28 protein-coding genes are annotated in these 26,304 nt (G+C 31.4%); 22 read left to right on the forward strand and 6 right to left on the reverse strand.

Features of this window, described 5'->3' with window-relative positions; translation table 11 throughout:
* Positions 1–52: 52 nt before the first annotated feature.
* From J4863_RS00605 to efeO, 5 genes are read right to left on the reverse strand one after another with little or no spacing between them, the layout of a single operon-like run.
* Positions 53–262: a twin-arginine translocase TatA/TatE family subunit gene (locus tag J4863_RS00605; protein WP_291818109.1), complete on the reverse strand. Its 210-nt coding sequence runs from the start codon at positions 260–262 to the stop codon at positions 53–55.
* Positions 263–264: 2 nt separating this feature from the next.
* Positions 265–972, reverse strand: a complete 708-nt coding sequence (gene tatC, locus J4863_RS00610) for a twin-arginine translocase subunit TatC (RefSeq protein ID WP_211618520.1) — start codon at positions 970–972, stop codon at positions 265–267.
* Positions 973–1,003: 31 nt separating this feature from the next.
* Positions 1,004–2,698 carry an FTR1 family protein gene (locus J4863_RS00615; protein WP_211618521.1) on the reverse strand — a complete coding sequence of 565 codons (1,695 nt, stop codon included), beginning with the start codon at positions 2,696–2,698 and terminating at the stop codon, positions 1,004–1,006.
* Positions 2,676–3,914 carry an iron uptake transporter deferrochelatase/peroxidase subunit gene (gene efeB, locus J4863_RS00620; protein WP_211618522.1) on the reverse strand — a complete coding sequence of 413 codons (1,239 nt, stop codon included), beginning with the start codon at positions 3,912–3,914 and terminating at the stop codon, positions 2,676–2,678. The genes J4863_RS00615 and efeB overlap by 23 nt, the downstream gene beginning before the upstream one ends.
* A gap of 21 nt (positions 3,915–3,935) precedes the next feature.
* Entirely contained in the window at positions 3,936–4,817 is an 882-nt protein-coding gene (gene efeO / locus J4863_RS00625; protein WP_211618523.1) for an iron uptake system protein EfeO, read from the reverse strand.
* A 262-nt stretch (positions 4,818–5,079) separates the two neighbouring features.
* On the opposite strand from efeO, the gene J4863_RS00630 reads away from it, so the two are divergent.
* From J4863_RS00630 to J4863_RS00665, 8 genes are all read left to right on the forward strand, one after another.
* The gene (locus tag J4863_RS00630) at positions 5,080–7,422 is read left to right on the forward strand and encodes an endonuclease MutS2 (protein WP_211618524.1); all 2,343 of its coding nucleotides are present in this window, start codon (positions 5,080–5,082) and stop codon (positions 7,420–7,422) included.
* A gap of 38 nt (positions 7,423–7,460) precedes the next feature.
* Positions 7,461–8,708, forward strand: a complete 1,248-nt coding sequence (locus J4863_RS00635; RefSeq protein ID WP_211618525.1) for an AAA family ATPase — start codon at positions 7,461–7,463, stop codon at positions 8,706–8,708.
* Positions 8,692–9,306: a retron system putative HNH endonuclease gene (locus J4863_RS00640; protein ID WP_211618526.1), complete on the forward strand. Its 615-nt coding sequence runs from the start codon at positions 8,692–8,694 to the stop codon at positions 9,304–9,306. Before J4863_RS00635 ends, J4863_RS00640 begins: the two co-directional genes overlap by 17 nt.
* 89 nt (positions 9,307–9,395) lie before the next feature.
* Positions 9,396–10,853 (forward strand): cysteine--tRNA ligase, encoded by a 1,458-nt coding sequence (cysS, locus tag J4863_RS00645; protein ID WP_211618527.1) that lies wholly within the window; start codon positions 9,396–9,398, stop codon positions 10,851–10,853.
* A gap of 127 nt (positions 10,854–10,980) precedes the next feature.
* Positions 10,981–12,012: a rod shape-determining protein gene (locus J4863_RS00650; protein WP_211618528.1), complete on the forward strand. Its 1,032-nt coding sequence runs from the start codon at positions 10,981–10,983 to the stop codon at positions 12,010–12,012.
* Positions 12,013–12,023: 11 nt separating this feature from the next.
* A complete protein-coding gene (locus J4863_RS00655) occupies positions 12,024–12,998 on the forward strand; it encodes an ATPase (protein WP_211618529.1) in 975 nt (324 codons plus the stop codon).
* Between the two features lie 180 nt (positions 12,999–13,178).
* Positions 13,179–13,850, forward strand: a complete 672-nt coding sequence (locus tag J4863_RS00660) for an EndoU domain-containing protein (RefSeq protein ID WP_249111533.1) — start codon at positions 13,179–13,181, stop codon at positions 13,848–13,850.
* The gene (locus tag J4863_RS00665) at positions 13,850–14,281 is read left to right on the forward strand and encodes a hypothetical protein (protein ID WP_211618530.1); all 432 of its coding nucleotides are present in this window, start codon (positions 13,850–13,852) and stop codon (positions 14,279–14,281) included. The genes J4863_RS00660 and J4863_RS00665 overlap by 1 nt, the downstream gene beginning before the upstream one ends.
* Before the next feature lie 64 nt (positions 14,282–14,345).
* On the opposite strand, the gene J4863_RS00670 is transcribed toward J4863_RS00665, so the two are convergent.
* Complete coding sequence (locus tag J4863_RS00670) at positions 14,346–14,624, reverse strand: PspC domain-containing protein (RefSeq protein WP_211618531.1); 279 nt, start codon at positions 14,622–14,624, stop codon at positions 14,346–14,348.
* A 200-nt stretch (positions 14,625–14,824) separates the two neighbouring features.
* On the opposite strand from J4863_RS00670, the gene J4863_RS00675 reads away from it, so the two are divergent.
* From J4863_RS00675 to eutM (J4863_RS00740), 14 genes are all read left to right on the forward strand, one after another.
* Positions 14,825–15,286 (forward strand): YhcH/YjgK/YiaL family protein, encoded by a 462-nt coding sequence (locus J4863_RS00675; protein ID WP_211618532.1) that lies wholly within the window; start codon positions 14,825–14,827, stop codon positions 15,284–15,286.
* Positions 15,287–15,694: 408 nt separating this feature from the next.
* Complete coding sequence (gene pduB / locus J4863_RS00680) at positions 15,695–16,384, forward strand: propanediol utilization microcompartment protein PduB (RefSeq protein ID WP_305798607.1); 690 nt, start codon at positions 15,695–15,697, stop codon at positions 16,382–16,384.
* A 79-nt stretch (positions 16,385–16,463) separates the two neighbouring features.
* Positions 16,464–18,125, forward strand: a complete 1,662-nt coding sequence (locus J4863_RS00685) for a propanediol/glycerol family dehydratase large subunit (protein ID WP_211618534.1) — start codon at positions 16,464–16,466, stop codon at positions 18,123–18,125.
* Positions 18,126–18,150: 25 nt separating this feature from the next.
* Positions 18,151–18,843, forward strand: coding sequence for a propanediol/glycerol family dehydratase medium subunit (locus J4863_RS00690; RefSeq protein ID WP_211618535.1), 693 nt, complete (start codon positions 18,151–18,153; stop codon positions 18,841–18,843).
* Positions 18,844–18,858: 15 nt separating this feature from the next.
* Positions 18,859–19,353: a diol dehydratase small subunit gene (locus tag J4863_RS00695; RefSeq protein ID WP_211618536.1), complete on the forward strand. Its 495-nt coding sequence runs from the start codon at positions 18,859–18,861 to the stop codon at positions 19,351–19,353.
* 24 nt (positions 19,354–19,377) lie between these two features.
* Positions 19,378–21,210: a diol dehydratase reactivase subunit alpha gene (locus J4863_RS00700; RefSeq protein WP_211618537.1), complete on the forward strand. Its 1,833-nt coding sequence runs from the start codon at positions 19,378–19,380 to the stop codon at positions 21,208–21,210.
* Position 21,211: 1 nt separating this feature from the next.
* On the forward strand, positions 21,212–21,580 hold the full coding sequence (locus J4863_RS00705) for a glycerol dehydratase reactivase beta/small subunit family protein (RefSeq protein WP_211618538.1): 369 nt from the start codon (positions 21,212–21,214) through the stop codon (positions 21,578–21,580).
* Positions 21,581–21,606: 26 nt separating this feature from the next.
* Complete coding sequence (locus tag J4863_RS00710; protein WP_211618539.1) at positions 21,607–22,110, forward strand: heme-binding protein; 504 nt, start codon at positions 21,607–21,609, stop codon at positions 22,108–22,110.
* 116 nt (positions 22,111–22,226) lie between these two features.
* A complete protein-coding gene (locus J4863_RS00715; RefSeq protein WP_211618540.1) occupies positions 22,227–23,642 on the forward strand; it encodes an aldehyde dehydrogenase family protein in 1,416 nt (471 codons plus the stop codon).
* 304 nt (positions 23,643–23,946) lie between these two features.
* Positions 23,947–24,237, forward strand: coding sequence for an ethanolamine utilization microcompartment protein EutM (gene eutM, locus J4863_RS00720; RefSeq protein ID WP_211618541.1), 291 nt, complete (start codon positions 23,947–23,949; stop codon positions 24,235–24,237).
* Between the two features lie 27 nt (positions 24,238–24,264).
* Positions 24,265–24,612: an ethanolamine utilization microcompartment protein EutS gene (eutS, locus tag J4863_RS00725; protein ID WP_211618542.1), complete on the forward strand. Its 348-nt coding sequence runs from the start codon at positions 24,265–24,267 to the stop codon at positions 24,610–24,612.
* A gap of 1 nt (position 24,613) precedes the next feature.
* Positions 24,614–25,039, forward strand: coding sequence for a EutP/PduV family microcompartment system protein (locus J4863_RS00730; protein ID WP_211618543.1), 426 nt, complete (start codon positions 24,614–24,616; stop codon positions 25,037–25,039).
* Between the two features lie 78 nt (positions 25,040–25,117).
* Complete coding sequence (locus tag J4863_RS00735) at positions 25,118–25,924, forward strand: BMC domain-containing protein (protein WP_211618544.1); 807 nt, start codon at positions 25,118–25,120, stop codon at positions 25,922–25,924.
* 32 nt (positions 25,925–25,956) lie between these two features.
* The gene (eutM, locus tag J4863_RS00740; protein WP_211618545.1) at positions 25,957–26,247 is read left to right on the forward strand and encodes an ethanolamine utilization microcompartment protein EutM; all 291 of its coding nucleotides are present in this window, start codon (positions 25,957–25,959) and stop codon (positions 26,245–26,247) included.
* Positions 26,248–26,304 lie beyond the last annotated feature (57 nt).

Below are 26,304 nucleotides of genomic sequence, written 5' to 3' on the forward strand. Positions count from 1 at the left end.
TATATAGTAATTTATTAACTTATTAAGACAGTCCCTTTAAAAAAATAAATTTTTAGTTATTTTTCTCTTCTTTATCATTTTCGTTTTTTTCATCTTTTTTATCAATTTTGTTTTCTATATCAGATACAGATTTTTTAAATTCACGTATCATTTTACCAATGGCTTCCCCTAATTCAGGAAGTCTTTTAGGTCCAAAAATTAATAATGCACCGAGAATTAAAATAATAACACCAGGTGCTCCAATATCTCTAAAAATTCCCATTTTTATCTCCTTTTATTATAAATATATTTACTAATAAGAACACTTACTTCATATAATAGAATCAACGGTGCCGTCATTGTCAAATCACTTATAAAATCAGCTGGAGTTAGGACAACTGCTAAAACGAGTAGTAGAAAATATCCGTATCGTCTGTTTTTTATAAGAAATTTTGGCGTTATAATGTGTAGTGATGTTAAGAATGCCGCAATAACGGGAAGTTCAAATATTACTCCTAAAGGGAGTGAAGTATGTAATACAAATGTAAGGTAGTTATTTGCAGTTAATTGTACGTTAAATAGATTTTCTCCAAGAGAAAGTAGAACATTTAAAAGTACAGGTGTTATGAAGAAAAATCCAAATGCAAGTCCTGTGATAAACAGTACAAAGGTTGCTGGTACATAGGAAAGTATTATTTTGGCTTCTTTGTCTTCAAGTGCTGGACGAACAAATGCCCATATTTGATAGCTTGCAAAGGGTAAAGTCACACTAAAGGCACAGATTCCTGCAATAGTTAGATAAATTCCTAAAATATCATCAGGCCCTAAAACAACTAATTTTTGATTAAAGGAGGAAGTTAACATTTTGTATATATCTGAACAGAAGGTAAGACTTATTATGAAAGTTAGAATAAAAAATATTATTGTAAATATAAATCTTTTTCTAAATTCAGTTAGATGTTCTACTAGAGTTTGATCATTAATATTTTGCATTGTTTTCCTCCTTTTTTGTTTTATTTATATTTTATTTTTTGATATTTTTTTTCAATGTAGCTATAACTATTACAACAATTAATATTAATTGACTGACAAAGACTTCAACATTTGCGTATATTCCTAGCATTTCTATAGTTGGAACAAAATGTATTACATGTAATGGTAAAATTCCTACAACTTGTAACATGTGAATACTTGTACCAAGCATCTTGAATGCAAGGAAATAAATTGTCCATGTAAGTACGAAAAATACTTGGTGTATTTTTATTTTAGATGAAGCATATATAAGTACAAATGCAATTATAACTAGTATAATAATAGCGCTAAGAATACCAATTATCAAATTTTGTAATGAAATCAATGGTAAAATTCCCACATAAAATAGAATTGTTTCAGCTCCTTCTCTAAAGACTGCTAAAAAACTCAAAATAAACATTGATACAAAACTTCCAGTACTTAAAACGATATTCATTTTTTTGTCAATATAATTCTTCCATGATTTTAAAGAAGATTTACTGTGTAGCCAAAAGCCAATTCCTATCATCATCAATACGGCAAAAATTCCTACGAAACCTTCTAAAATTTCACGGTTTGTTCCAGAAGATACAGTTGGGAATAATGCTTGAAGTACAAATGCTATAATAATGCTTGCTAGTATACCAGCAGTTGCTCCAGCGTAGACCCATCTAAGACCTTTTTTCTGATTTGCAGCTTTTAGGCTACTTACAAGTGCTAATACTATAAGTAATGCTTCCACACCTTCACGCAGAAGAATAAACATTGCATCTAAAAAGGTATAATGAGCTTTTGTGTCAATTTGTGACAGTTCAGTTATAAGATTTTGAAGTTGATCTTGATACTGTTTTTCAGTTCCTTTTACCATAATAATTGGTGTTTGTGTTTCTACTTTTGTATAAAGTGCTGAATTACGAGTGCTTACATCTCCTTCAACTGTTGGCCAAACTTGTATAAATTGTTTAACTTTAGATTGTCCTGTAGCTTTATCACCGTTTTTAAAAGATTTAAGAGCATCTTTTAACATATTCACGGCATCTTTAAGTGTAACAGTTTTAGAAACATTATTTTCTATTTTTTTCCCATCCAAATAATCTTGAATACTTGATTTTAACTCATTAAAAGAATTTATTGTATTTTCATAGTCGAAAGGTTCTACTTCCATAGCACTTCTAAGAAATGACATTGCAGTTTCCACTTTTCCATAGTAAGCAATATCTTTATTTCTAATAAAACTTTCATTTCTAGTCCATACACTATTATATTTTAAGTATTCTTTTTTCATAAGTTCTACATTTTTTGTTTTGATAGATTTTTCAAGTACTTCAAGTGCTGGATACATTTTAGATTTAAAGTTTTTCTTTTCCTCTTCTTCATTGACTGGATTTTGCTCTTTTTCAAATGCAAGAAGAGCAGAAGTTACTTCTTTTAGATCATTTTCTGAAAGTGTAACCTTATTTTTTTCTAAAAGTTCTTTTACTTTCTTTCCTTGTGGCGAGTTAGAATTTTTTACTTTTTCAAATTCGTTCTTTACTTCAGAAAAAATTTTTTTAGCTTCATTTTGATTATTATTTTTTAATGCAGTTGTAGCATCAGTTATTTTTATATAAATTTCACTATAACTTTCTTTCGCAATAATTGTTGTAAATGAAAGAATAAGGCATAGAATAATCATTAATGATATTTTATTCAAATAATTTTTGACCAATGTATTCTCCTTTCTTTACTCCTCCAAAGCACGCAAAAATTCCTGTTCCAACGTGAGTAATGTATTCGTTTAATTTATCTTCATTTCCAAGACTATTTTGGATTTTAATAAATTGTTCAGGATCTTTTTGGAAACATAAGAATAAAAGTCCAGCATCAAATTGACCACTTATTTCATCAATTCCATTTGAATATGAGAAAGCACGACGACATATTTTAGTACCAGCTTTTTTTGCAAGATATACGTGAGAATCAATAGGAATTATAGGTTTTCCGTCTGAACCTTTTTTCTCTATATCAATTGTAGCAAATTCGTCTTTTTCTCCAAATGGAGCTCCACTTTCTTTATATCTCCCAAAAGTATTTTCCTGCTCTTGCAAGTTTGTACGATCCCAAGTTTCCAAGTGCATCTGAATACGTCTAACGATAAGGTATGTACCATTTTTCAACCAATTATTTTTATCATACCAAACGACATTTTTGAAATCATTTTTATTTTTGGGATTTTCTGTACCATCTTTAAAGCCAAATAAATTTCTTGGAGTTTCTTTTCCGTTTCCAATTGGAAGAAATCCAGATTGTGTCCATTTTAAATCAATTAATGAACGTCCTTTACGTACAAGGTTTCTTACAGCATGAAAAGCTACTTGAGCATCATCTGCACACGCTTGAATACAAATGTCCCCACCTTTATATTTATCTTTTATTTGATCTCTTGGAAAATGTGGTAAATCTTTAAATTCAGGTAATTTCTTACTGTCTAGTTTTAATTTATCAAGAAAAGTAGGACTTATTCCAAAAGTTACTGTTAATCTATAAGGATTTAATCCAACGGTTTCTCCCGTGTCTGCAGGTGGAAGCAGATGATTTTTAAGTTCAGGTGCAACTAGTTCTCCACTCATAAGTTTTTCTGTGTAATCAGTCCAGTCCTTAAACATTTGCTTGATTTCTTCTAATTCAATAGAACGTAAATCAAGTACTGCAAAATAAACGTTTTTTTGAACTGGAGTTGCAATTCCAGATTGGTGTTCCCCATAAAATGAAATTTCTTCATTTCCAATAAGTTGTCCAGATGTACCATTTATCATTTTTGCTAAAATTCCACTAGCACCACTAGCTCCGATAGCAACTCCTGCTCCAGCTATACCAGCTTTTTTTAGAAAATCTCGACGAGATATTTTTTTTTCAAACCATTTTTTATCATTTTCGTTACTCATTATTTTTACCTCTTTATTTAATTATTTTTCACTTACATCCATAATGATACCCATTTGTGATAAAGGTTCACCTAATTTAGTTACAGCTTCAGCAAGAGCTTTTGTATCTTCTTTTGTAAGTTCTGTGTATAATTTGTAATGTTTGTCATCAGTCATGTATTTATTTAATAGATCATTTACAGCTTTAAATTCTGAATCTAAAGTTGTTACAAGTTTAGCATCTTTTTTTTCAAGTTTAGGTCTAAATAATTCAAATATTTTTTGTGCTCCTTCAATATTAGCTCTGAAATCATATAAATCGGTGTGAGAATAAACTTCTTCTTCCCCTGTTATTTTTGAAGTTGATACTTCGTTAAGTAAATCAATAGCACCTGTAACCATTAAATCTGGAGTAACTTCTACAGTAGCAATTTTTGCTTTTAATTCCTTAATATCTTTTACTAACTGATCAGCATATTTTTCTGTCCCTTTTGTTGTATTTTGCTCCCATAATATTCTTTCAATTCTATGAAAACCTCTCCATCCCTCTTCAGTTTTCTTTTCTTCTTTAAAATCAACTAAACGGAAATCTATGTTAACATCTGATTCTCCGAAACTTTCAGCAATAGGTTCTGATCTTTCATAAGCCATACGAATTAACGGATATACTTTTTTAGCTTCTTCCAATTTTCCTTCTTTCAAAAGTTGTGCAAAATTTTTGGTATCCTTTAAAAGCATATCTATTTGATCTTCTACAAATTTTTTATACTCAGTAGTTTCTTTACTTAGATCTACTTTTCCATTTTTTTGTGATTGTTGCGAAACAGATGAATCTGCTTTTCCGTTATCTTTTGTTTCCCCATTTTTACCACAGCTTACTGCAAGTAATGCTCCTAATAATAATAAAGTTCCTATTTTTTTCATAAAAATCCTCCTATTTTTTGTTGTTACAATTATACTTGTTATTTTTTTATTTGTAAAGTAAAAATATTTGATTATTAAAATATTTTTTTTAAAAAATAATAATTTTTTTGTAAAATAAGTAAAATAAAGATATACTTTTATCAGATTTCAAAAAATTTTATAAAAATATGAAAAAGTATGATATAATCTTAAATAAAATAGAATTTTAAGAAAATAAAAAATGAATAAATAAATTGATAATTTTTTAGAAAAGGAAGTAAAAATGGAAAAAAGATACGATGTTTTAGAATTTTACAAAATAGTTAATGAGCTTATCGATTTATCAAGATTGGAAAATACGAAAGAAAAGTTTTTAGATATAGATATTATTAAAGAAAAATCGACTTTGGATAAAGAGTTGATGTTAATGGGAGAAATGATAGATTTTTACAAGTATGATGATGGTTTTGAACTGGCTGGATTATCGGATATTCAAAGATTTATGAGAAATGTTGAAGTGATTGGATCATACTTGAGTTCTGAAGATTTAGCAAATTTGAAGAGAAATTTGACAATTTTTAGGGTTTCAAAAAGTCGAGCTAAAAATGTGCGGGATAAATATAAAAATATTTGGCAATTATTTGCAAATATTGAGGAAGTTAAGGATATTGAACAATTTATTGATGATGCGGTTAGAGAAGATGGGACATTGAAGGATGATGCATCACTTGGATTGAGAGATGTTCGTAGACAAAAGCAAAATATAAATGCGAATATTAAAGAAAAATTTGATGATTTAATGAATGGAAAAGATACGCAAAAAGCGGTTTCAGAGAGAATAATTACTCAAAGAAATGATAGATTTGTAATTGCAGTGAAGACTGATTTTAAAGGTTTGATTAAAGGGATTGAACATGATAGATCAGCTACGGGGAGTACTGTTTACATTGAGCCGTTGAATGTTGTTTCGTTGAATAATAAGTTGAGAGAGTATGAGGCGAGAGAAAGAGAAGAAATTAGAAAAATTTTACTTAGATTGACAGAATTAATTCGTGGTAGAAAAGAGGAAATTTTAGAAATAAAGGAAATTTTGGAAAAATTAGATTTTATTGATGCGAAAACGAATTATGGGATTTCTAAAAAGGCAATAATTCCTAAAATTATTAATAAAGAGTATTTGAAATTGGTTGAAGCTAGACATCCGTTGATTGATGAAAATGTGGTTGTGCCAATTAATTTTGAGCTTGGAAATCCTGAAAGCATAATGCTTATTACAGGTCCGAATACTGGAGGGAAAACGGTTACGCTAAAAGTTGCAGGATTGTTGACGATAATGGCGCTTTCGGGAATACCGATTCCTGCTGGAGAAAAGACAGAAATTGGACATTTTCAAAATGTATTAGCGGATATTGGAGACGAGCAAAGTTTGGAGCAAAATTTATCTTCATTTTCGGGGCATGTTAGCAAAATTAAGGATATCATGGAGCATGCAAACAGTAAATCGCTTGTGTTGATGGATGAGCTTGGAAGTGGAACTGATCCGATGGAAGGAGCAGCTTTTGCGATGTCGATTATTGATTATTTGAATAAGAAACACGTAACTTCGATAATTACGACACATTATAGTGAAGTCAAGGCTCATGCGTTTAATTCGACTGGGATAAAAAGTGCTTCGATGGAATTTGATGTGGAAACATTGTCGCCTACGTATAGATTATTGGAGGGAATTCCTGGAGAAAGTAATGCATTGATTATTGCTAGAAAATATGGGATTAGTGATGAAATCATTGAAAATGCGAAAACTTACATAAGTGAGGAAAATCAAAAAGTAGAGGAAATGATTAAGTCGATTAAAGAGAAAAACGATGAGTTGGAAATCTTGAAGGCTGAATTGGAAAACTCTAAAAGAGAATTGGAAGAGCAAAAATCAGATTATAATCAAAAATTGACGCAGTTGGAAAATGATAAAAATAATGTAATTAAAAAGGCATATGAAGAAGCTGATGAATATTTGAAAAATGTTCAGGCAAAGGCTAGAAGTCTGGTTGATAAAATTAGTAAGGACGAATTGAAGAAGGAAGAAGCGAAGAGTACGCAAAGAAGTCTGAATATGCTTAGAAATTCGTTCATTGAGGATAAGAAGAAAAATGTTAAAGAGAAAAAAGTGTTTTCTAAAGACATTGATATTCATGAAGGAGAAGAAGTGCTGGTAAAATCATTGAATCAAAATGGAAAAGTGCTTCGTGTGATTGCCAATACTGGAAATGTTCAAGTTCAAGCGGGAATCTTGAAATTAGTTGTTCCAATTGAAGATTTAGTGAAAATTAAGAAGAAAAAAGTTAATAAATTTAAGAATTTTGCTTCATTGAAACGAACTTCGCAAGTACGAGGAGAAATTGATTTGCGTGGAATGACAGCTGATGAAGCGATTGCTGATTTGGAAACATATTTGGATAGAGCGATGTTAACTGGATATCATGAGGTTTATATCATTCATGGAAAAGGAACAATGGTTTTGAGAAAGAAAATACACGAATATTTAAGAACTTCAAAATATGTAACAGAATTTAAAGATGCCAATCAAAATGAAGGTGGAATTGGGTGTACAGTGGCTACTTTGAAATAATTTTTTAGAATTTAGGATTAAAGGGATGATTAAAATATATGAAAATTGAGAAAATTTATATTTCTAATTATAAAAATTTGAAAAATTTGGAAATGGATTTTAAGAAAGATAATAAGATTTTAGATTTAGTTATCTTGACTGGATCGAATGGAAGTGGAAAAACTCGTATACTGGAGTGTATACTCAATTGTTTTGAAGATTATATAAATTCTAATTATAGAGAAGACAAAAATCGATTGGATATTTATTTTCAAGAAAATGAGAAAAAATGTTTTAATGAAAGTTTTGATTTAGAAATGTTTTTTAAAGTATTGAACAGATATAACTGGAAGAAAGTAGAACCTTTTGTGTTGGGAGGTAACTATAAAAAGGATGATTTTTTTGAAAAAGGAAAAATATTGAAAGAAAAATTAGAAGTACTTCCTAAAATAATTTATGTTCCGACTGAAATAAATTTCCAAAAAATGGATACAGCATCGACGACTTTAGTTCAAAAATATAAATTTATTAATATTGTAGACACAAATTTGATAAAAGACATTCCTTCTTTCATTGCTACGAAAATAATTACTACGATATTTCAAAACAAAAATGAAAAAGTTGGAGATGTGCAGAAAAAGGTTTTTGATGAGATAAATGAAATATTCGAAATTTTGGAAATAAATGTAAAGGTTGAAGATATTTCACAAGATGGTAGAAATATACCAATTTTTAAAAATTCAGCAGGAGAAAAGTTTGACATAAATGAACTTTCTTCTGGGGAAAAACAGTTGTTTTTACGAACGTTGGCAATAAAAATGTTGAATCCTGAAAATTCAATTATTTTGATTGATGAACCTGAGCTTTCGTTACATCCAAAGTGGCAACAACAAATTGTCGATGTTTATAAAAAAATTGGGAAGAATAATCAGATAATTATTGCGACACATTCTCCGCATATTTTGGGGAGTGTAAAAAAAGAAAATATTATCTTATTAGATAGAAGCGATGATGGCAAAATTATGATTAAGACTGACGAAGATTTATATGATTCTTATGGACAGCCGACAGATAGAGTGTTGAAGGACATTATGGGATTGGAAAGCACTCGTAATCCAAAAATATCCAAATTATTGAAAGAAGCTGGGGAATTGATAGATAAGAATGAATATGAAAGTGAAGAATTTAAAAATAAATATAATGAGTTGAGGGAAATGTTAGGAAGTAAAGATGAGGATTTACTTTTGATGGATATGGATATTCAAATTAGGAAAAAAAGAGGTTCTAAAAATGTTGAAAATAAATAAAAAAGAGGAACCAGAGTTTTTTTCAAAGTTTAAAAAGAAAGAAAAACCTAAAAATTGGGGAGATTTTGATTTTAGGCTAAAAAATAAATTGAAAGAATATATGTTGGAAAATGAACAGAAAATTGGGAAAGAGAAATATTGTCCATATTGTGAATTAAAAATTTTATTGGAAAATAGTCAGATAGAACATTTGAAACCGAAAGATAAATTTCCAGAATTATTTTCTAATTATGAAAATTTTATAGTTGGATGTGTGGATAAAAAAACTTGTGGGCAAGCAAAAGGTAATAAGTGGGACAGATTATTTATTAATCCAGTTATGGAAAATCCGCAAGAATATTTTTCTTACAGATTAAGAACAGGTGAAATAATACCTAAGATAGATGACGGATTAGAATATAAAAAAGCTATAAAAACAATTGAAATTTTGAATTTAAATGAAAGAAAATTATGTGATTATAGAAAAGTTTATATAAATCAGATAATAAATATTTCTAAAGATTTGAAAGAAGAAGAGAAAATAGGAATTATAAAATATTTTGATGAATTTCCAACATTAAAGGAATTTTTGATAGAGAATATTGAAATTTTGAAATAAAAATTTTAGTATTTTAGAAATAGATTTTATGATAAAATAATAAGCGATAAAATATAAATAAAAGTTTTCAGAAATAGGGAGAATAAAAAATGAAACTTTACAATACGATGACAAATGAATTAGAAGAATTTAAAACGATAGAAGAGAATAAAGTAAAAATGTATGTTTGTGGGCCTACGGTTTATAATTACATACATTTAGGGAATGCACGTCCAATTGTAGTATTTGATACGCTGGCGAGGTATTTTAAGTATAAGGGACTAGAAGTTGATTTTGTGCAGAATTTTACGGATGTGGATGATAAAATTATAAATCGGGCAAATGAAGAAGGGATTACGCCTGAAGAATTGACGCTTAAGTATATTAATGGATTTTTTGAGGATACAGAGGCGTTGAATATTTCACAAGATGTGAAAAGACCGAAAGTAACGGAAAATATGGATGAAATCATTGATATTATTAAAAAATTAATTGAGAATGGTTTTGCGTATGAGAAAGATGGAAATGTATTTTTTAAAGTGAAAAAATATGAGGATTATGGGAAGTTGTCGAATCAGAAAATTGATGAGTTGGAAACAGGAATTAGGGTTTCGATTACGGAAGATAAGGATGATCCGTTGGATTTTGCGCTGTGGAAAAAGAAGAAGGATGGAGAGATTTATTGGGATTCGCCTTGGGGTCAGGGAAGACCTGGGTGGCACATTGAGTGTAGTGCGATGTCTAAAAAATATTTGGGAGACACGTTTGATATTCATGGTGGTGGACAGGATTTAATTTTTCCACATCACGAAAATGAGATTGCTCAAAGTAGATGTGCGTATCATGGAGAATTTGCAAGATACTGGATTCATAATGGATTTGTGCAAGTTGATGGAGATAAAATGTCGAAATCTTTGGGAAACTTTTTCTTGTTGAGAGAAGTTTTGGAGAAATTTTCTGGGAATGTTGTGAGATTATTTATTTTGAGTACGCATTACAGAAAGCCAATTAATTTTTCATTTGAGAATATGGAAGATACGAAAAAAACTTTGCAAAATGTGGTTAATTCAATTAATAAATTTGAAGAAACTATTGGGAAATTTTCTGGAAGTGAGAAAAAAGGAGAAATTTCTTCGGAAACTGAAAAATTTATTCAAAGTGTAAATGATTTTGATGAAAAATTTGTGAGTGCAATGGATGAAGATATGAATACGCCACAAGCATTGTCGACAATTTTTAATCAGATTCGTGAGACGAATAAATTTGTGAATGAAGTATTTGAAAATGGTGAAGTTACGTTTGAAGATGTGGAAGCATTGAAAAAATCTTATGATTCATTGAAGATTAAATTGCAAAATGTGTTTGGGATTGATTTGGTGATTGAGAAAAAATCAGATAATAGTAGCGAATTGACAAATAATTTGATAGAATTGTTGTTGAAATTGAGAAGTGATGCGAGAAAAGAAAGAAATTTCAAATTGTCAGATGAGATTCGTGATGAAATGAAGAAACTTGGAGTTGCGATAAAGGACAATAAAGATGGATCAACGAGTTTTGAAATAGAATAAAATTAAAAAAAATTAAAAAAAATAAAATTTATAGTAGTTTTTATGAAAAATTATGATATAATTGTAAATAAGTAAATTTTTTAATAAAAAAGAAAAAATAAAAATAATAAAAAAATTAGGAGGAAAAATGGGAGTATTTGATGCTTTTAGAATATTCAGGGTAAATAAAAGTATATCTATAGACTTAGGAACAGCAAACATACTAATTTATGACAAACAAAGAAAAAAAATCGTTTTAAATGAGCCGTCTGTAGTGGCGAGAGACAGAAAAACTAGAAAAATAATTGCAGTTGGTAAAGAAGCAAGAGAAATGTTAGGGAAAACACCTGCAAGTATTGAAGCTATAAAACCATTGCAAGATGGAGTAATCGCTGATATCGATTCTACAACAGAAATGATAAGTCACTTCATTCACAAAATTTATGGAAACTCATTGTTCAAACCAGAAGTAATGATTTGTGTACCAATTGAAGTAACAAGTGTTGAAAGAAAAGCATTGTTTGATGCGGTAAAAGGTGCGAAAAAAACATACATTATCGAAGAAGGAAGAGCTGCAATTATTGGTTCTGGAGTAGATATTTCACAACCAGAAGGAAGCATGGTAATCGATATAGGTGGAGGTTCTACTGATATCGCAATATTGTCATTAGATGAAATTATTGCTAGTAAATCAATTAGAATTGCTGGAAATAAATTTGATGAAGATATCGTAAAATATGTTAAAAGAAAATATAATTTGTTAATTGGAGACAGAACAGCTGAAAAAATTAAAAAAGAATTGGCAACTGCATTAAAAGTACAAAATCCAGAAGTTATGGAAATTAAAGGTAGAGATTTAGAATCAGGAATACCACAAACAGTTGAAGTTAATTCTAATGAAATTTATGAAGCAATTGAAGATTCTTTATTCAAAATCGTTTCTGCGACAAAAGAAGTGTTGGAAAAATGTCCGCCTGAATTAGCAGCAGATATTTTAGATAATGGAATCGTTATGACTGGTGGAGGTTCGTTAATTAGAGAATTTATCGATATGATGGAAAAAGAAATTAGTATAAAAGTACATTTATCACCAAATCCATTAGATTCTGTAGTGTTAGGTGGAGGAGCCGCTTTTGATAACAAAAAATTATTGAGAACATTACAAATGAGAGAAAATTAATAATTGAAATTATGGGAAATAATGAAATATTAAATAGATTTGAAAATGAAATAGAATTAGGAAAAGAAAGTGCAAGTTACCTTTTTTATGGAGATAAAAGAGTTGACTTGCTCTCTTATGCTTTGGAATTTTCGAAAATTGTTATGACGAAGGATATGGTTGATCCGCTTGAAATTAAAAGGGAAAAAACTTTAATAGATAGACTGCAACATCCTGATATTGAAGTGATCAATCAGCATAATGAAAATATTAAAATTGATGAAGTGCGGGAAATTATTTTTTCTTCAGTGGAGTCAACTTTTAATTCGAGAAAAAAAATATTTATTTTATGTGGGATAGAAAATTTGAGAAAAGAATCTTCAAACGCATTATTAAAAATTTTAGAAGAACCACCTAAAGATGTCTATTTCATTTTGTTATCGAGAAGTTTGAATATTATTCCAACGATAAAATCTCGAACGATAAAATTTCATTTAAAAAGTCCATCAAATGAAGATTTGGGAGTTAGTAAAGAGATTTACTATTTTTTTGGTGGAGATGAAAAGGATATAAAGGAATTTAAAGAAAAAGGGATTGCGCTGGAAGAATATGAGAACAGAGTTGAAACGATAGATGATGTTCTTTATTATTTTATTGAAATGAAAAAATTTTTGAGCTCTAAAAAAAATGGGGAAAATGAAGGGAACAAAATTGAAAATTCGTTGAATTTAGTTGTAGGATACAACAAAAGTATAGATTTTTTATGTAAAAAAATTCGTTTTTTCGATACGGAAGAGGTCTATTTTTTGATAAATGAAATAATTGAAGAATTTAAAGATGAGAAGGAAATTCTTTTGGATTTGTTGTCAAAAATAGTAGTTAATTCTAGAAATATTTTAGATAGCGAAGAGTTAAAAAAGTTGATTAATTTGAAGAATAGCATACGGAATAATGTAAATATTCGAAGTATTTTATTCAATTTTTTTGATATTTGTGCAAATGGTTAAGATTTTTATTGATTATTGAAGAGAAAATCATAGTTTTAAATTTTTTAGAATAATGATGATGATAAATTGGAGTAAAAATTTTGAAAAAATAAAAATTGTAGTTCACGGCGAATTTTACATTTGTCGTGATTTTAAGATATTTAAATATTGAAAAAAATTAAAATGATTGGAAAAAAGAAAATGAGAAATATGAATGTATCAAAAGTTTTAAAAATGATGTTAGCTATAATTATTGTCTTGTTTGCGGCTAAATTTTACACGGATAAAGGTGCTGTGAAAAATGAATTGATTGCGGCGGCAAGTGGGACTAGCAGTAAAAAAGTTGAGAAAGAGAAAGCTTTGGAAGAGGCTCAAAATTCGAAAGATGAAGATGGAAAAACATCAAAGAAAGCTAAAAATTCACAAGATAAATTTGATAAGTCCAAGAAAAATCAAGGAACGACAGGCGATAGGAAGTATAATATTGATTATGACCATGTGTTAGGTGGAGATATAAATTATAAGTCTGGGAAAGTGACTGGAGGGCATACGTTACTAAAAGGCGATGTGAGAATTGTGAAAAAATATGGAAAACCTTCAAAAAGTGGTGTCTATAAAGCGAGTATTGAAGTGAAAACTCCAGATGGAAATTGGCAAGCAAAAACTAGTAATGGTGGCATAAATACGATGTTTCCAGAAGATTGGGATGAAGCGAGAGTTATTGATGAGATAAATTCTGCTTGGGAAAACAGAAAAGATCTAAAAGGAAGAGATTCGAATATGTGGCAAGGAATTAGTAAAAGTGGAGTTTTGATTCGTGGATATAAATCGCCTAGAATTACGGCTTATCCAGTATTTGAAGGTGATAGATAATGATTATAAAATTTGGTTACTATAACGACGAGGATTTTGGATTGATAGAATATCCAGAGATTTTATTTTCAGAAGATGGGAAAAGTTCTGATGAATCAGAAGAAGAAACAGTGAAAAAACAAGGTTATACAAAATATTTGATTACTGGGATAATGGAAGATTTTCAGTATTATGAATTAATTGAGGATTTTTTGGAAAATTTGAAGGAATTGAAGGATGGGAAGCGAAAAAAATTAGAGTGGGATGGACAGGCATTTCAGTATGAAATTACGCTTTCAAGAGTGGAAATGGCGCATACGATTTTTGGAGAATGTGAGGAATATCCAAAATGGTCTTGTAGATTTAAGGAATTTGAGAAAGTTTTAAAGGGATGGAAGAAATTTCTTGAAATGGATAGGAGCGAGGAAAGTTTTGTAAAAGTGGAAATATAAAAAATAAAAGCCAATTTGAATTGACTTTAAAAATTTGAAAGTTCAGTTCATTTTGGCTCTTTTTTTATTCTCTGTCGATTTTTTCAACTTCTTTTATATTATCGTAATCATTGCTGTCATTGTTTTTTTTTAAAGAATCATCATAAGGTTTTTCAGTATCTTTTGGGATAATGAAACCTAAAACAAAATATATGATTAATCCTGGAAGTCCAGCAAATAGGATAATAGCAGCAGCTGCAATAATTCTAACTATAGTAGGATCCATATCAAAATATTCTGCTATTCCCCCACAAACTCCTAAAATCTTTTTATCTTTTGTTGAACAATATAATTTTTTCTTCATAAGAATTCCTCCCTATTTTTTTGTTTTTTTCGTACTTATTATATCTTATACTATAGTATATCACATTTTTTTTAAATTTTAAAATACTTTGAAAAAATTAAAAATATATTCTTTGAAAAATGGGAAAAATGAGTTATACTTATAATCAAAGTTGTGTTAGTTTTCAAAACATAAATTGAAGAATATAGGAGATGAAAATAATGATATTTACGAATTTGAAGGATGATTTACAAAATAAAATTTTACCAGAAAATTTGCAGAAATGTATAAATTATACGAAAGAGAATTTTGAGAAATTATTGACTGATGAATGTGGGAGTTATGATATTGGGAGTGGAATAAAAATGAATATTCTTTCATATGAAACTGGAGATGGAGAAGGAAATATTTCTGAGACGCATTTGAAAAATGTGGATGTTCAAATTACTTTGTCTGGTGGAGAGGGAATTGCAGTTAACAATATTCATAATATGAAAGTAGATAAAATTGATGAGGATAAAGATTTGATAATTCATTCTGGAGAAATGATGTTTAATGTGGTAATGAAAAGTGGAGACGTGTTAATTCTTTTTCCAGAAGATGTTCATAAATCAGGATTGAAAAGGGAAGAGACTGGGAAAGTGAGAAAGTTAGTGTTTAAAGTACCAGTAGAGAGTTTGTAAGAATATTAAAATAAAAAAGTTGAAACTATCTCAAAAATTTGGGGATAGTTTTTTATTTTGGATAAAAGTTTTTTACACTATTTATAAATTTACTGAATTTTATTCGATTTCAAAAACTTGACAAATCAAAAAATCGAGGTAATATTTATATAGAAACTATAGATATATTTACAATGGGGTAAGCATATTTAATTTAAAAAATTTCAAAAGAATAAAGGCGAGCAAAGAGGCTTAAAGATAGAAAACAGGTTATACAAATTGTATAAATGTTATTTTTTTTAAGTGTCTTTTTTTATTTTGTACTTGAACTCATTTAAAATCGGCTAATGAAATTGAGCAAATCTTGGGTTTAGGTAGATAGTTTTTAGATTAAATTAGTTGAAATCATTGGATGAGGAGATGATTGTAATGGTAACGGAGTTTGTAGGAACTAACAGATTAGGGGATACAATTGGGTTAGTTATTGCCAATATTGATTCGCAATTGAAAGAGAAAATGAATATTGGTACTAGATACAATTCGATTGGGATTGTTGGTGCTAGAACAGGAGCTGGACCACATATTTTTGCGGCAGATGAGGCTGTGAAATCGACTAATTCAGAGATTTTATCAATTGAACTACCGAGAGACACTAAAGGTGGAGGAGGACATGGTTCGTTAATAATTTTTGGTGCTGATGATGTGTCTGATGTGAGAAAAGCTGTGGAAATTTGTTTAGCTGATTTGGAAAGAACATTTGGTGATGTTTATGGAAATGATGCGGGACATTTGGAATTTCAATATTCGGCTAGAGCTAGTCAGGCTTTGGTTAAAGGATTGGGAGCAGAAAAAGGTAAGGCTTTTGGGATAACAGTAGCCAGTCCAGCAGCAATTGGTGTAATTTTAGCAGATACAGCAGTGAAAGCCGCCGCCGTTGAAGTGAGAGCGTATTCTTCACCTGGTCACGGAACAAGTTACAGTAATGAAGTAATTTTGGGAATAAGTGGAGATTCAGGAGCTGTTAAACAAGCGATTATTTCGGCTAGAGAAGTTGGAATTGAACTTTTGGCAGCGATGGGAGATAGACCAGAAAGTACTACGAAACCATATATTTTGTGATGAAATGAGAATTTAAGGGCAAAAAAGTAAAAAAATTGGTGATTTTGGAAGCCCTTAAATATGCGTAGGAGGAAATTGTATGAAATCAAAAAGATTTGAGGCTTTGAGAAATAGACCGATAAATAAAGATGGATTTGTATTAGAGTGGGAAGAAGTAGGATTTATTGCGATGAACAGTTCGCAAGACCCGAAACCAAGTATAAAAATTGAAGGTGGGAAAATTGTTGAGTTAGATGGTAAAAAGAGAGAGGAATTCGATTCGATTGATACTTTTATAGCGAATTATGGTATTAACATTGAAAAGACGAAAGAAGTAATGGCGATGGATTCTAAGAAAATAGCAAACATGCTTTGTGATCCTAATGTTTCAAGAAAGGAATTGGTTCAATTGACGACTGCTATGACGCCTGCAAAAGCGGTTCAAGTTTTGGGGTATATGAATGTCGTTGAGATGATGATGGCGATGCAAAAAATGCGTGCTAGAAAGACACCGATGAATCAATGTCACGTTACTAATATAAAGGATAATCCAGCACAAATTGCAGCAGATGGAGCAGAAGCAGCATTGAGAGGATTTCCTGAACAAGAAACTACGGTAGGAATTGCAAGATATGCACCATTTAATGCGTTGAGTTTGTTAATTGGTTCGCAAGTTGGTCGTGGTGGAGTTTTGACTCAATGTTCGTTGGAAGAAGCGACTGAATTGGCGTTGGGAATGAGAGGATTGACTTGTTATGCAGAAACAATTTCGGTGTATGGGACAGAAGATGTATTTACTGATGGAGATGACACGCCTTGGTCAAAAGGATTTTTAGCATCAGCATATGCGTCGAGAGGTTTAAAAATGCGTTTTACATCAGGAACTGGTTCAGAAGTGCAAATGGGTTATGCTGAAGGTAAATCAATGTTGTATTTGGAAGCTAGATGTTTGTATATTACGAAGGGAGCTGGAGTTCAAGGAATACAAAATGGTTCAGTAAGTTGTATTGGTATTCCGTCAGCTGTACCAGGTGGAATTAGAGCCGTTTTAGCAGAAAACCTATTGGCAGCAATGTTAGATTTGGAATGTGCTTCTAGTAATGACCAAACTTTCACTCATTCAGATTTGAGAAGATCAGTTAGATCGTTGATGCAAATGGCACCAGGAACTGATTTTATCTGCTCAGGATACAGTGCAACTCCAAACTACGATAATATGTTTGCTGGATCAAACTGGGATGCGGAAGATTTTGATGACTGGAATGTAATTCAAAGAGATTTGAAGATTGACGCGGGATTGAGACCTGTTTTAGAAGAAAATGTTGTGGCGGCTAGAAATAAAGCGGCTAGGGTTTTGCAAGCGGTATTTAAAGAATTAGGATTGCCTGAAATTACTGATGAAGAAGTTACTGCAGCGACTTATGCTAATGGAAGTAAAGATATGCCACCGAGAAATGTAGTTGAAGATTTGAAGGGTGCTGAAGATATGATGAAACGTGGAATTACAGGTATTGATGTAGTTAAGGCACTTTACAGATCAGGTTACAAAGAAGAAGCACAAAAGATATTGAATATGTTGAAACAAAGGGTAGCTGGGGATTATTTGCATACTTCGGCAGTAGTTGATAAGGATTTCAATGTAATTAGTGCGGTAAACGATGTAAATGACTATGCAGGACCAGGAACAGGATATCAAATGAGCGATGAAAGATGGGATGAAATTAAAAAAATTCCAGCGGCTATAGATCCAAGTAAAATATAATTTATTGGTTTAGGAGGGTAAGACCATGAACATTAGTGATCAAGAATTGAAAGTATTGATAAATAAGGTGTTACAGGAAATAGAAGATAAGAAGAATGGAAAATGTTCTTCGAAAGAATGTAAGATAGAAAGTAAAAATGTGGAAGATCCAGCAGTTCACGAAGCAGAATTGAATCGATTGGTTTTGACAGATATTGGTGAAGCGAAAAAAGGATCATCTTCAGATGAAGTTGTAATCGGAGTTGCACCAGCTTTTGGGATTTATCAAAAGGAATCGATAACGAAAGTGCCACATTACAAGATTATTAGGGAATTGGTGGCAGGAATTGAAGAAGAAGGCTTAAAAGCTAGATTTGTTCGGATTTTGAGAACATCAGATGTTTCGATTTTGGCGAATGATGCGGCTAAATTAAGTGGTTCAAAAATTGGAATTGGGATTCAATCGAAAGGGACAACCGTTATTCATCAGGCTGATTTACCGCCTTTGAGTAATTTGGAATTGTTTCCTCAATGTCCGTTGCTTGATTTGGAAACTTATAGAGCGATTGGTAAGAATGCAGCAAAATATGCGAAAGGTGAAGTACCTAATCCGGTTCCAGTGAAAAATGATCAAATGGTAAGACCGAGATTTCAGGCGTTGGCAGCAATTTTGCATATAAAAGAAACAGAGCATGTAATTCATCAGGCAAAACCACGAGAATTAGAAGCGAAATATTAGATGGAGGTCAGAATTATGAACCAACAAACATTAGAACAATTAGTTAAAGAAGTATTGGAAAGTATAGAAAATCAAAAGAAATCTTCTAAAAATGGGACAAAAGTGGATGCTTCTCAATATCCCTTGGGTAAAAATAGGAAAGATTTGTTGAGAACGCCGACTAATAAGACTTTGGACGACATTACACTTGAAAGTGTTATGGATGGAACAATTACGATAGATGATGTGAAGATAACTCCAGAAGTTCTAGAATTGCAGGCACAGGTGGCTGAATCAGCGGGAAGACCAACTTTGGCAAGAAATTTTAGAAGAGCAGCAGAATTAACAAAAATACCAGATGCGAGAATTTTGGAAATATATGATGCATTGAGACCGTTTAGATCAACAAAATCTGAATTGTTGGATATCGCTAGTGAAATTGAGAGTAAATATGATGCAAAAGTAAATGCGGCTTTTATTCGAGAGGCAGCTGAAGTTTATGAAAAGAGAAAGAAATTGAGAGTAGATTAGTATTTATTAATAAGAGGAGCAGTTATGAGATATGTTGTAGGAATAGATATTGGGAATTCAACAACAGAAGGGGCATTGGCTAGTATAGGTGATGATGAAAAAGTAATATTTTTAGCGAGTGCCATTGTGAGTACAACTGGAATAAAAGGGACTTCGCAAAATAAATACGGTATACACGGTGTTATCAATCAATTGTTGAAAAAGGCAAATTTAACAGCAAAAGATATTGATTTAATTAGGATAAATGAGGCGGCACCTGTAATTGGCGATGTAGCAATGGAAACAATAACAGAAACAATAATAACTGAGTCTACAATGATTGGACATAATCCAAAAACGCCGAGTGGAATTGGATTGTGTTCTGGAAAAACTGTGGATTTTAAGGATATTTTAAGTCCAAATTTTGAGGATAACGGGGATGTAATTGTTATTGTTTCAAAGGAATATGATTTTGAAGATGTTGCAAATACGTTTAATGAGGCAAATAGAAAAGGTGTTAAGATAAAAGGTGCAATTTTACAGAAGGATGATGCAGTTTTGGTGCAAAATCGATTGAATTTTAGGATTCCAATAATTGATGAAGTTGAAATGATTGAAAAAATTCCTTTGGGTGTGGAATGTGGCGTGGAAGTCGCTGAGCAAGGGAAGGTTATCGAGGAATTATCGAATCCTTATGGAATTGCGAGTATATTTAATCTAACGCCTGAGGAAACAAAAAAGGTAGTTCCAATTTCACGAGCTTTAATGGGAAATCGATCAGCAGTAGTAATTAAGACGCCAGAAGGAGATGTGAAGGAAAGAACGATTCCAGCTGGAAAAATAATTATTAACGGAGATGGAAAAGAAATTTTTGTGAATATTGAAGATGGTGCTGAGAAAATTATGCAGACAATTTCTAAAATTAAGAAGATTGAGGATATTAGAGGTGAAGCTGGAACAAATGTAGGTGGAATGCTTGAAAAGGTTCGACAAACAATGGCAAATCTTACGAAAAAGAAAATTTCAGATATTTGTATTCAAGATTTGTTGGCGGTTGATACTTTTAGTCCAGTGAAAGTGAAAGGTGGCTTGGCGAATGAGTTTTCGATGGAAAATGCAGTTGGAATTGCATCGATGGTTAAGTCGGATAGATTGCAGATGACAATTATTGCTGAGGAATTGGAACGAGAATTGGGGATAAAAGTTGAGATTGGTGGAGTTGAGGCTGATATGGCGATTCTAGGGTCATTGACAACACCAGGGACTACGCTTCCTTTAGCGATTGTAGATATGGGAGCAGGGTCTACAGATGCTTCGATTATGGATAAAAGTGGAAATATTCGTTCAGTGCATTTGGCTGGAGCTGGAAATATGGTTACGATGTTGATAAATGAAGAATTGGGACTTGAGGACACGAGTTTGGCAGAGGAAATAAAAAAATATCCATTGGCGAAAGTGGAAAGTCTGTTTCATATACGGCATGAAGACGGGACTGTTCAATTTTTTGAAGAACCGTTACCACCTGAGATTTTTTCGAGGGTTATTGTCTTGAAGCCAGAAGGAATGTACGCTATTCCAATTGAGAAATCTTTGGAAAAAATCAGAGCAACCAGAAGAAGTGCAAAAAAAAGAATTTTTGTGGAAAATACAATTAGAGCATTAAATTCAGTGAGTTTGACAGGGAATATTCGAGATATTCAGTTTGTGATTTTGGTTGGAGGATCCGCTTTAGATTTCGAAGTGCCAGAATTTGTTACAGATAAATTGTCACAATATTCAATTGTCGCTGGAAGAGGAAATATTAGAAGCACGGAAGGGCCTAGAAATGCTGTGGCTACTGGATTGGTTCTCGATTTAGTGAGAAATAGTGGTGATTAAATTGGCTAGAGAATTTCCAAATATAAAAATAGTAACGGTGCAAAAAAATATAGGGATAGCGAAAGAAATATCATATGGGATTGAAGAGGAGCAAATACCGTATGTGCTGGAAACTGTGTATGATTTAGATGAAAAAAATGTTGTGGAAAAGGCCTATGAGGAAGCTACCAAATCTAAATTGTCCATAGGAATTGCTATTTGTGAGAGTAAAGCAATTTTTCATTTTTCAAGATTGAAGGTAGAGGAACCATTGTTTGTTATAAATAATGTTGAAGATACGGAGAAAGAAGAATTGAGAGTTTACGGTAGTAATATCGCTAGAATTGTGAAGGGAATTCCCCTAAAGAGAACATTACTTAATTCATTGTAAGTATAGTAATTAAAGAGGAATGAAAAATGGATAACTTTGAAAAAGAAAAAATATATGACTTAATCAAAAAAGAATTAAAAAAATATATAGAAAATGAAGAAAAAATAGCTAGTAAAAAGAATTATGAAGATGTGAATCTTGAATTAGCAGAAAAATTTGTGAAAGAAGCATTAAAGTATGCAAAAGAAAAATCGTTGAATTTAAGCGTATCGGTTGTCGATAAAGGTGGAAATTTAGTACTTTTTAAGAGAACGGATGGAGCGATTATTGCAAGTATAGATGTTTCAATGAAAAAGGCATACACGGCATTACTTTTAAATAGTCCGACCTCTAAAGTAGATTTAGTTGAATTTCCAGGATTGGATAGGATTTTTAAAGAAAAACTTGTCACTTTTGGTGGAGGTTATCCAATAGTGTATGAAGGTAGATTAATAGGAGCGTTGGGAGTTAGTGGAGGGAGTTCGGTAGACGACGATGAAATAGCAAGAAAGACCGTAGAGAGTATCGTTGAAGGACTTAGTTGTTACTAAAAAATTACTCTTAACGGTAAAACTATAGATAATACAATAAAAAACGGCATTAGAAATTTTAAAAAGAAAATTTTGAAGCACAAGCCGAGTTTGAGATTGGAAAATGGAATCTCAAAATGAAGAAAGGTTTGGTTATGGATAGAAAAAATATTGAAAATATAGTAAAAAAGGTTTTAGAAAAATTAGAAACAGAACAAAAAACAGCCAAAACAGAAGGATTAGGATTAGGAGTTTGCAGTAATATGGAAATTGCTATCGAAAAGGCTTCAAGTGCTCAAAAACATTATGAAAAATATAGTTTGAATCAAAGAGAAAAATTGATTAATCATTTGAGAAGAGAGTTGACAAATTTTGTGGAAGAGATTTCGGAAATGACGGTTAATGAGACTGGAATGGGGAAAGTGAAGGATAAAATTAAAACAAATTTGTTGGCGATTGAGAAAACTCCAGGGGTTGAAGATTTGTCGACACAGGCTTTTACTGGTGATAATGGATTGACACTCATTGAATTGTCAGCATTTGGAGTGGTTGGAAGTGTTACTCCAGTTACGAATCCGACTGAAACTATAATAAATAATACGATCAGTGCTTTGGCTGCTGGAAATTCGATTGTTTTTTCGCCACATCCGAATGCTTTGAAAGTGTCAAAATACTTGGTACGAGTGATTAATGAGATTATTGAGAATTTGAAGGATTATCCTAAAAATTTGGTGACAATTTCGAAGGCTTCTGAAAAAAATGATGTTGAAGAGTTGTTTAACCATGTAGATGTGGATTTGTTGGTTGTGACAGGTGGAACAGAGATTGTAAATAAGGCTTTGAGAAGTGGGAAAAAGGTCGTTGGAGCAGGAGCTGGTAATCCGCCAGTTATAGTTGATGAATCAGCGAATATTGTAAAAGCAGCAAAGGATATTGTTAGTGGAGCTTCATTTGATAACAATTTGTTATGCGTGTCAGAAAAATCGGTGTTAGTGATTGATGACGTGACTGATTATTTGACATTTTGTATGCAAAAGGAAGGCGCAATTCAGATTGAGAATACTAGTGACATTGAAAAATTGCAAAACTGTATTTTGAAGGATGGAAAGCCAAATGAGAATTATGTTGGAAAAAGTCCAGCTGTGATTTTGAAAAATGCGGGAATACAATTTGAGGGAAATCCAAAATTGATAATTGTGGAAACTGATATTTTGCATCCGTTTGTGCAGGAGGAATTGTTGATGCCAGTAGTTCCTGTTGTGCGCCAAAAGGATTTTGATACAGCGTTAAAAAATGCGATTCAAGTGGAAGGAAAGCGAAATAATACAGCGATTATCCATTCTCAAAATGTTTCAAGATTAAGTGAAGCAGCCAAAAAAATAAAAACGACGATTTTTGTGAAAAACGCTCCGTCATATGTTGGATTAGGATTTGAAGGAGAAGGATACGTTGGATTTACGATTGCTGGAAGAACAGGAGAAGGAATTGTGAGTGCGAAGGATTTTGCAAGACGTAGAAGATGTGTTTTGAGTGGAAGTTTTTCGATAAGATAAGAACTTTTGTTATGAAAATTTGTTAACAAAAAAATTTAGGGGAATAAAAATTCGTTGTAGAATTGTAGAAGTTAAAAACATTAGTTAAAATGGTGTAAAAAAAACAAATTAATAAATATTTTTTTTAATTAAGCACTTGATATAATTAAATATCGAGGTAAAATATAACTGTGACAAAAATATAATCATAACAAAAAAAGTAGAGAGATTTATTATAATCTATGAAATTGTAACAGTTGTATTATATAAATAGGTTTTTTAAATTTAAAAATATAAATAAAATAAATTTTAGGAGGAAAAGACTATGGCAACTTTAAATGCGTTAGGAATGATTGAAACTAGAGGATTAGTAGGAGCGATTGAAGCAGCAGATGCGATGGTAAAAGCAGCAAATGTAACTTTAGTTGGAAAAGAACACATTGGTGGAGGATTAGTAACTGTAATGGTTAGAGGAGACGTTGGAGCTGTAAAATCAGCAACAGATGCAGGAGCAGCAGCAGCAGAAAGAGTAGGAGAATTAATTTCTGTACACGTAATTCCAAGACCACATGATGAAATCGAAGGAATTTTACCAAAAGTTCCAACAGCTGAATAAAAAATTTAAGAAAAGGGATTTGTTAATATGGAAGAAGCAAAACAAAGGATGATACAAGAGTATGTTCCTGGACGACAAGTGACGCTAGCTCATGTAATTGCAAATCCACAAGATGAATTGGCAAGAAAAGTAGGTCTTACGAATGAAAAAGTGGACGCTATTGGGATATTGACAATAACTCCTGGAGAAGCAGCTATAATTGCAGGTGATTTAGCTACTAAAAGTGCAGCGATTGAAATAGGATTTGTTGATAGATTTAGTGGTTCTGTAATTTTAAATGGCGATGTATCAAGCGTTGAAGCAGCAATAAGTGATATTGTGGACTATTTCAAAAATGTTTTGAGATTTAGTGTAACAGAAATAACGAGGTCTTAAAATGAAGAAAATACTGTTAGTTGGAAGATCAGGTTGTGGAAAAACGACTTTGCTTCAAAGAATGAATGGATTAAAGCTGGAATACAGAAAAACACAAACAATAACTTATGAAAACAACGCTTTTGATACACCAGGAGAATATTTGGAAAATAGAAATCGATACAGTGCTTTAATTGTGAGTTCGTATGATTGTGATGTTATTGGAATGGTTCAAGCAAATGATGATGAGAGAAATCAATTTCCACCAGGTTTCTCTTCAGCATTTAATAAGCCAGTTATCGGAATAGTCACAAAAGTAGATCTTAGTGGAGATGTCGAGAGAACAAAAAGAATGTTAGAGCAAGCAGGAGCAACAAAAATATTTGTAGTAAGTTCATATGACAACACAGGAGTGGATGAACTTGCAGAATATTTGAAATCAAATTGATAAAAAGATTTTGAAAAAGCTCTAGATTTTTAAGAAATTAGTTATGATTTTACTCGAGTGAGAAGGTGATAAGAAAAAATGGACTCATATGGTTATATAGAAACATACGGTTATGTAGCAGCTATAACAGCAGCTGATGAAGGTTTAAAAGCAGCAAATGTAACATTGAAAAATCGTTATTTTGTAAAAGGTGGAATAGTTACAATCGAATTTTCAGGAGATGTAGCAGCTGTAATTGCCGCAGTAGATGCTGGAGTTGAAGTAGCAAAAAGAATGGGAGCGTTCCTAACGAGTAATGTAATAGCGAGAGTTGACAATGAAACGAAAAAAATTCTTGTAAATATCGAATCTCCAAAAGGAAATAACCCAAAGGATAAAAATCCATCTGAAATTGAGGAAAAATCAGAAGTAGAAGAAAAAACTGAAGAAAATTTAAATGAAGAAAATGTTGAAGATAATTCAATTTTAAAAAATGAATTGGAAGAAATTTCAGAAATTGAAAATGTTGAAAAAGATTTAAATTCAAATGATGATTTTGAAAAAAATTTAGAAATTGAGAATACTGAAGAAAACTCAAATACAGAGGAAATACAAGAAGAATCTAAATTAATAGAAGAAAGTGAAACAGAACAAAAGTTAATTGAAAATGTTGACCAAAAACTTTTGAGTGAAAATAAAGTTGAGAAAATCGAATATTCAGAACATGACGAAAAAAATTTGGATTCTAAAAATAAAATAGAAGATTTAAAAAAAAAATACCAGAAAATGAAAGTATCTGAACTTAAAGAAAAAGTAGAAAAACTAAAATTAGATTATAGTCCTTCTCAAATTAAGGGAATGACAAAGAAAAAATTGATAAATGTATTAATAGAACATTATAGTTAAATTTATAAGGAAAAATTACGGAGGTAAGGATTATGGCAACTTTAAATGCATTAGGAATGATAGAAACTAAAGGATTAGTAGGAGCGATTGAAGCAGCAGACGCAATGGTAAAAGCAGCAAATGTAACTTTAGTTGGAAAAGAACACATTGGTGGAGGATTAGTAACTGTAATGGTTAGAGGAGACGTTGGTGCAGTTAAATCAGCAACAGATGCAGGAGCAGCAGCAGCAGAAAGAGTAGGAGAATTAATTTCTGTACATGTAATTCCAAGACCACATGATGAAATCGAAGGAATTTTACCAAAAGTTCCAACAGCTGAATAAAAGTTAGATAGAAAAAATTAAAAATTAACAAAATAAATTAACGGTAGGAATGAATTT

Origin of the sequence: Leptotrichia sp. oral taxon 221, from assembly GCF_018128245.1 — a bacterium.
GTDB lineage: Bacteria > Fusobacteriota > Fusobacteriia > Fusobacteriales > Leptotrichiaceae > JABCPH02.

What these genes read in the sequence shown, in the direction of transcription:
- J4863_RS00655 (WP_211618529.1), top strand. Translation starts at nt 12,024, where the DNA reads ATGGGAAATAATGAAATATTAAATAGATTTGAAAATGAAATAGAATTA.
- J4863_RS00675 (WP_211618532.1), top strand. Translation starts at nt 14,825, where the DNA reads ATGATATTTACGAATTTGAAGGATGATTTACAAAATAAAATTTTACCA.
- J4863_RS00665 (WP_211618530.1), top strand. Translation starts at nt 13,850, where the DNA reads ATGATTATAAAATTTGGTTACTATAACGACGAGGATTTTGGATTGATA.
- J4863_RS00710 (WP_211618539.1), top strand. Translation starts at nt 21,607, where the DNA reads ATGGATAACTTTGAAAAAGAAAAAATATATGACTTAATCAAAAAAGAA.
- eutM (WP_211618545.1), top strand. Translation starts at nt 25,957, where the DNA reads ATGGCAACTTTAAATGCATTAGGAATGATAGAAACTAAAGGATTAGTA.
- J4863_RS00670 (WP_211618531.1), bottom strand. Translation starts at nt 14,624, where the DNA reads ATGAAGAAAAAATTATATTGTTCAACAAAAGATAAAAAGATTTTAGGA.
- J4863_RS00635 (WP_211618525.1), top strand. Translation starts at nt 7,461, where the DNA reads ATGAAAATTGAGAAAATTTATATTTCTAATTATAAAAATTTGAAAAAT.
- J4863_RS00650 (WP_211618528.1), top strand. Translation starts at nt 10,981, where the DNA reads ATGGGAGTATTTGATGCTTTTAGAATATTCAGGGTAAATAAAAGTATA.
- J4863_RS00735 (WP_211618544.1), top strand. Translation starts at nt 25,118, where the DNA reads ATGGACTCATATGGTTATATAGAAACATACGGTTATGTAGCAGCTATA.
- J4863_RS00640 (WP_211618526.1), top strand. Translation starts at nt 8,692, where the DNA reads ATGTTGAAAATAAATAAAAAAGAGGAACCAGAGTTTTTTTCAAAGTTT.
- cysS (WP_211618527.1), top strand. Translation starts at nt 9,396, where the DNA reads ATGAAACTTTACAATACGATGACAAATGAATTAGAAGAATTTAAAACG.
- eutS (WP_211618542.1), top strand. Translation starts at nt 24,265, where the DNA reads ATGGAAGAAGCAAAACAAAGGATGATACAAGAGTATGTTCCTGGACGA.
- eutM (WP_211618541.1), top strand. Translation starts at nt 23,947, where the DNA reads ATGGCAACTTTAAATGCGTTAGGAATGATTGAAACTAGAGGATTAGTA.
- J4863_RS00690 (WP_211618535.1), top strand. Translation starts at nt 18,151, where the DNA reads ATGAACATTAGTGATCAAGAATTGAAAGTATTGATAAATAAGGTGTTA.
- J4863_RS00605 (WP_291818109.1), bottom strand. Translation starts at nt 262, where the DNA reads ATGGGAATTTTTAGAGATATTGGAGCACCTGGTGTTATTATTTTAATT.
- J4863_RS00695 (WP_211618536.1), top strand. Translation starts at nt 18,859, where the DNA reads ATGAACCAACAAACATTAGAACAATTAGTTAAAGAAGTATTGGAAAGT.
- tatC (WP_211618520.1), bottom strand. Translation starts at nt 972, where the DNA reads ATGCAAAATATTAATGATCAAACTCTAGTAGAACATCTAACTGAATTT.
- J4863_RS00685 (WP_211618534.1), top strand. Translation starts at nt 16,464, where the DNA reads ATGAAATCAAAAAGATTTGAGGCTTTGAGAAATAGACCGATAAATAAA.
- J4863_RS00730 (WP_211618543.1), top strand. Translation starts at nt 24,614, where the DNA reads ATGAAGAAAATACTGTTAGTTGGAAGATCAGGTTGTGGAAAAACGACT.
- pduB (WP_305798607.1), top strand. Translation starts at nt 15,695, where the DNA reads ATGGTAACGGAGTTTGTAGGAACTAACAGATTAGGGGATACAATTGGG.
- J4863_RS00715 (WP_211618540.1), top strand. Translation starts at nt 22,227, where the DNA reads ATGAAGAAAGGTTTGGTTATGGATAGAAAAAATATTGAAAATATAGTA.
- J4863_RS00630 (WP_211618524.1), top strand. Translation starts at nt 5,080, where the DNA reads ATGGAAAAAAGATACGATGTTTTAGAATTTTACAAAATAGTTAATGAG.
- J4863_RS00660 (WP_249111533.1), top strand. Translation starts at nt 13,179, where the DNA reads ATGAGAAATATGAATGTATCAAAAGTTTTAAAAATGATGTTAGCTATA.
- J4863_RS00700 (WP_211618537.1), top strand. Translation starts at nt 19,378, where the DNA reads ATGAGATATGTTGTAGGAATAGATATTGGGAATTCAACAACAGAAGGG.
- efeO (WP_211618523.1), bottom strand. Translation starts at nt 4,817, where the DNA reads ATGAAAAAAATAGGAACTTTATTATTATTAGGAGCATTACTTGCAGTA.
- efeB (WP_211618522.1), bottom strand. Translation starts at nt 3,914, where the DNA reads ATGAGTAACGAAAATGATAAAAAATGGTTTGAAAAAAAAATATCTCGT.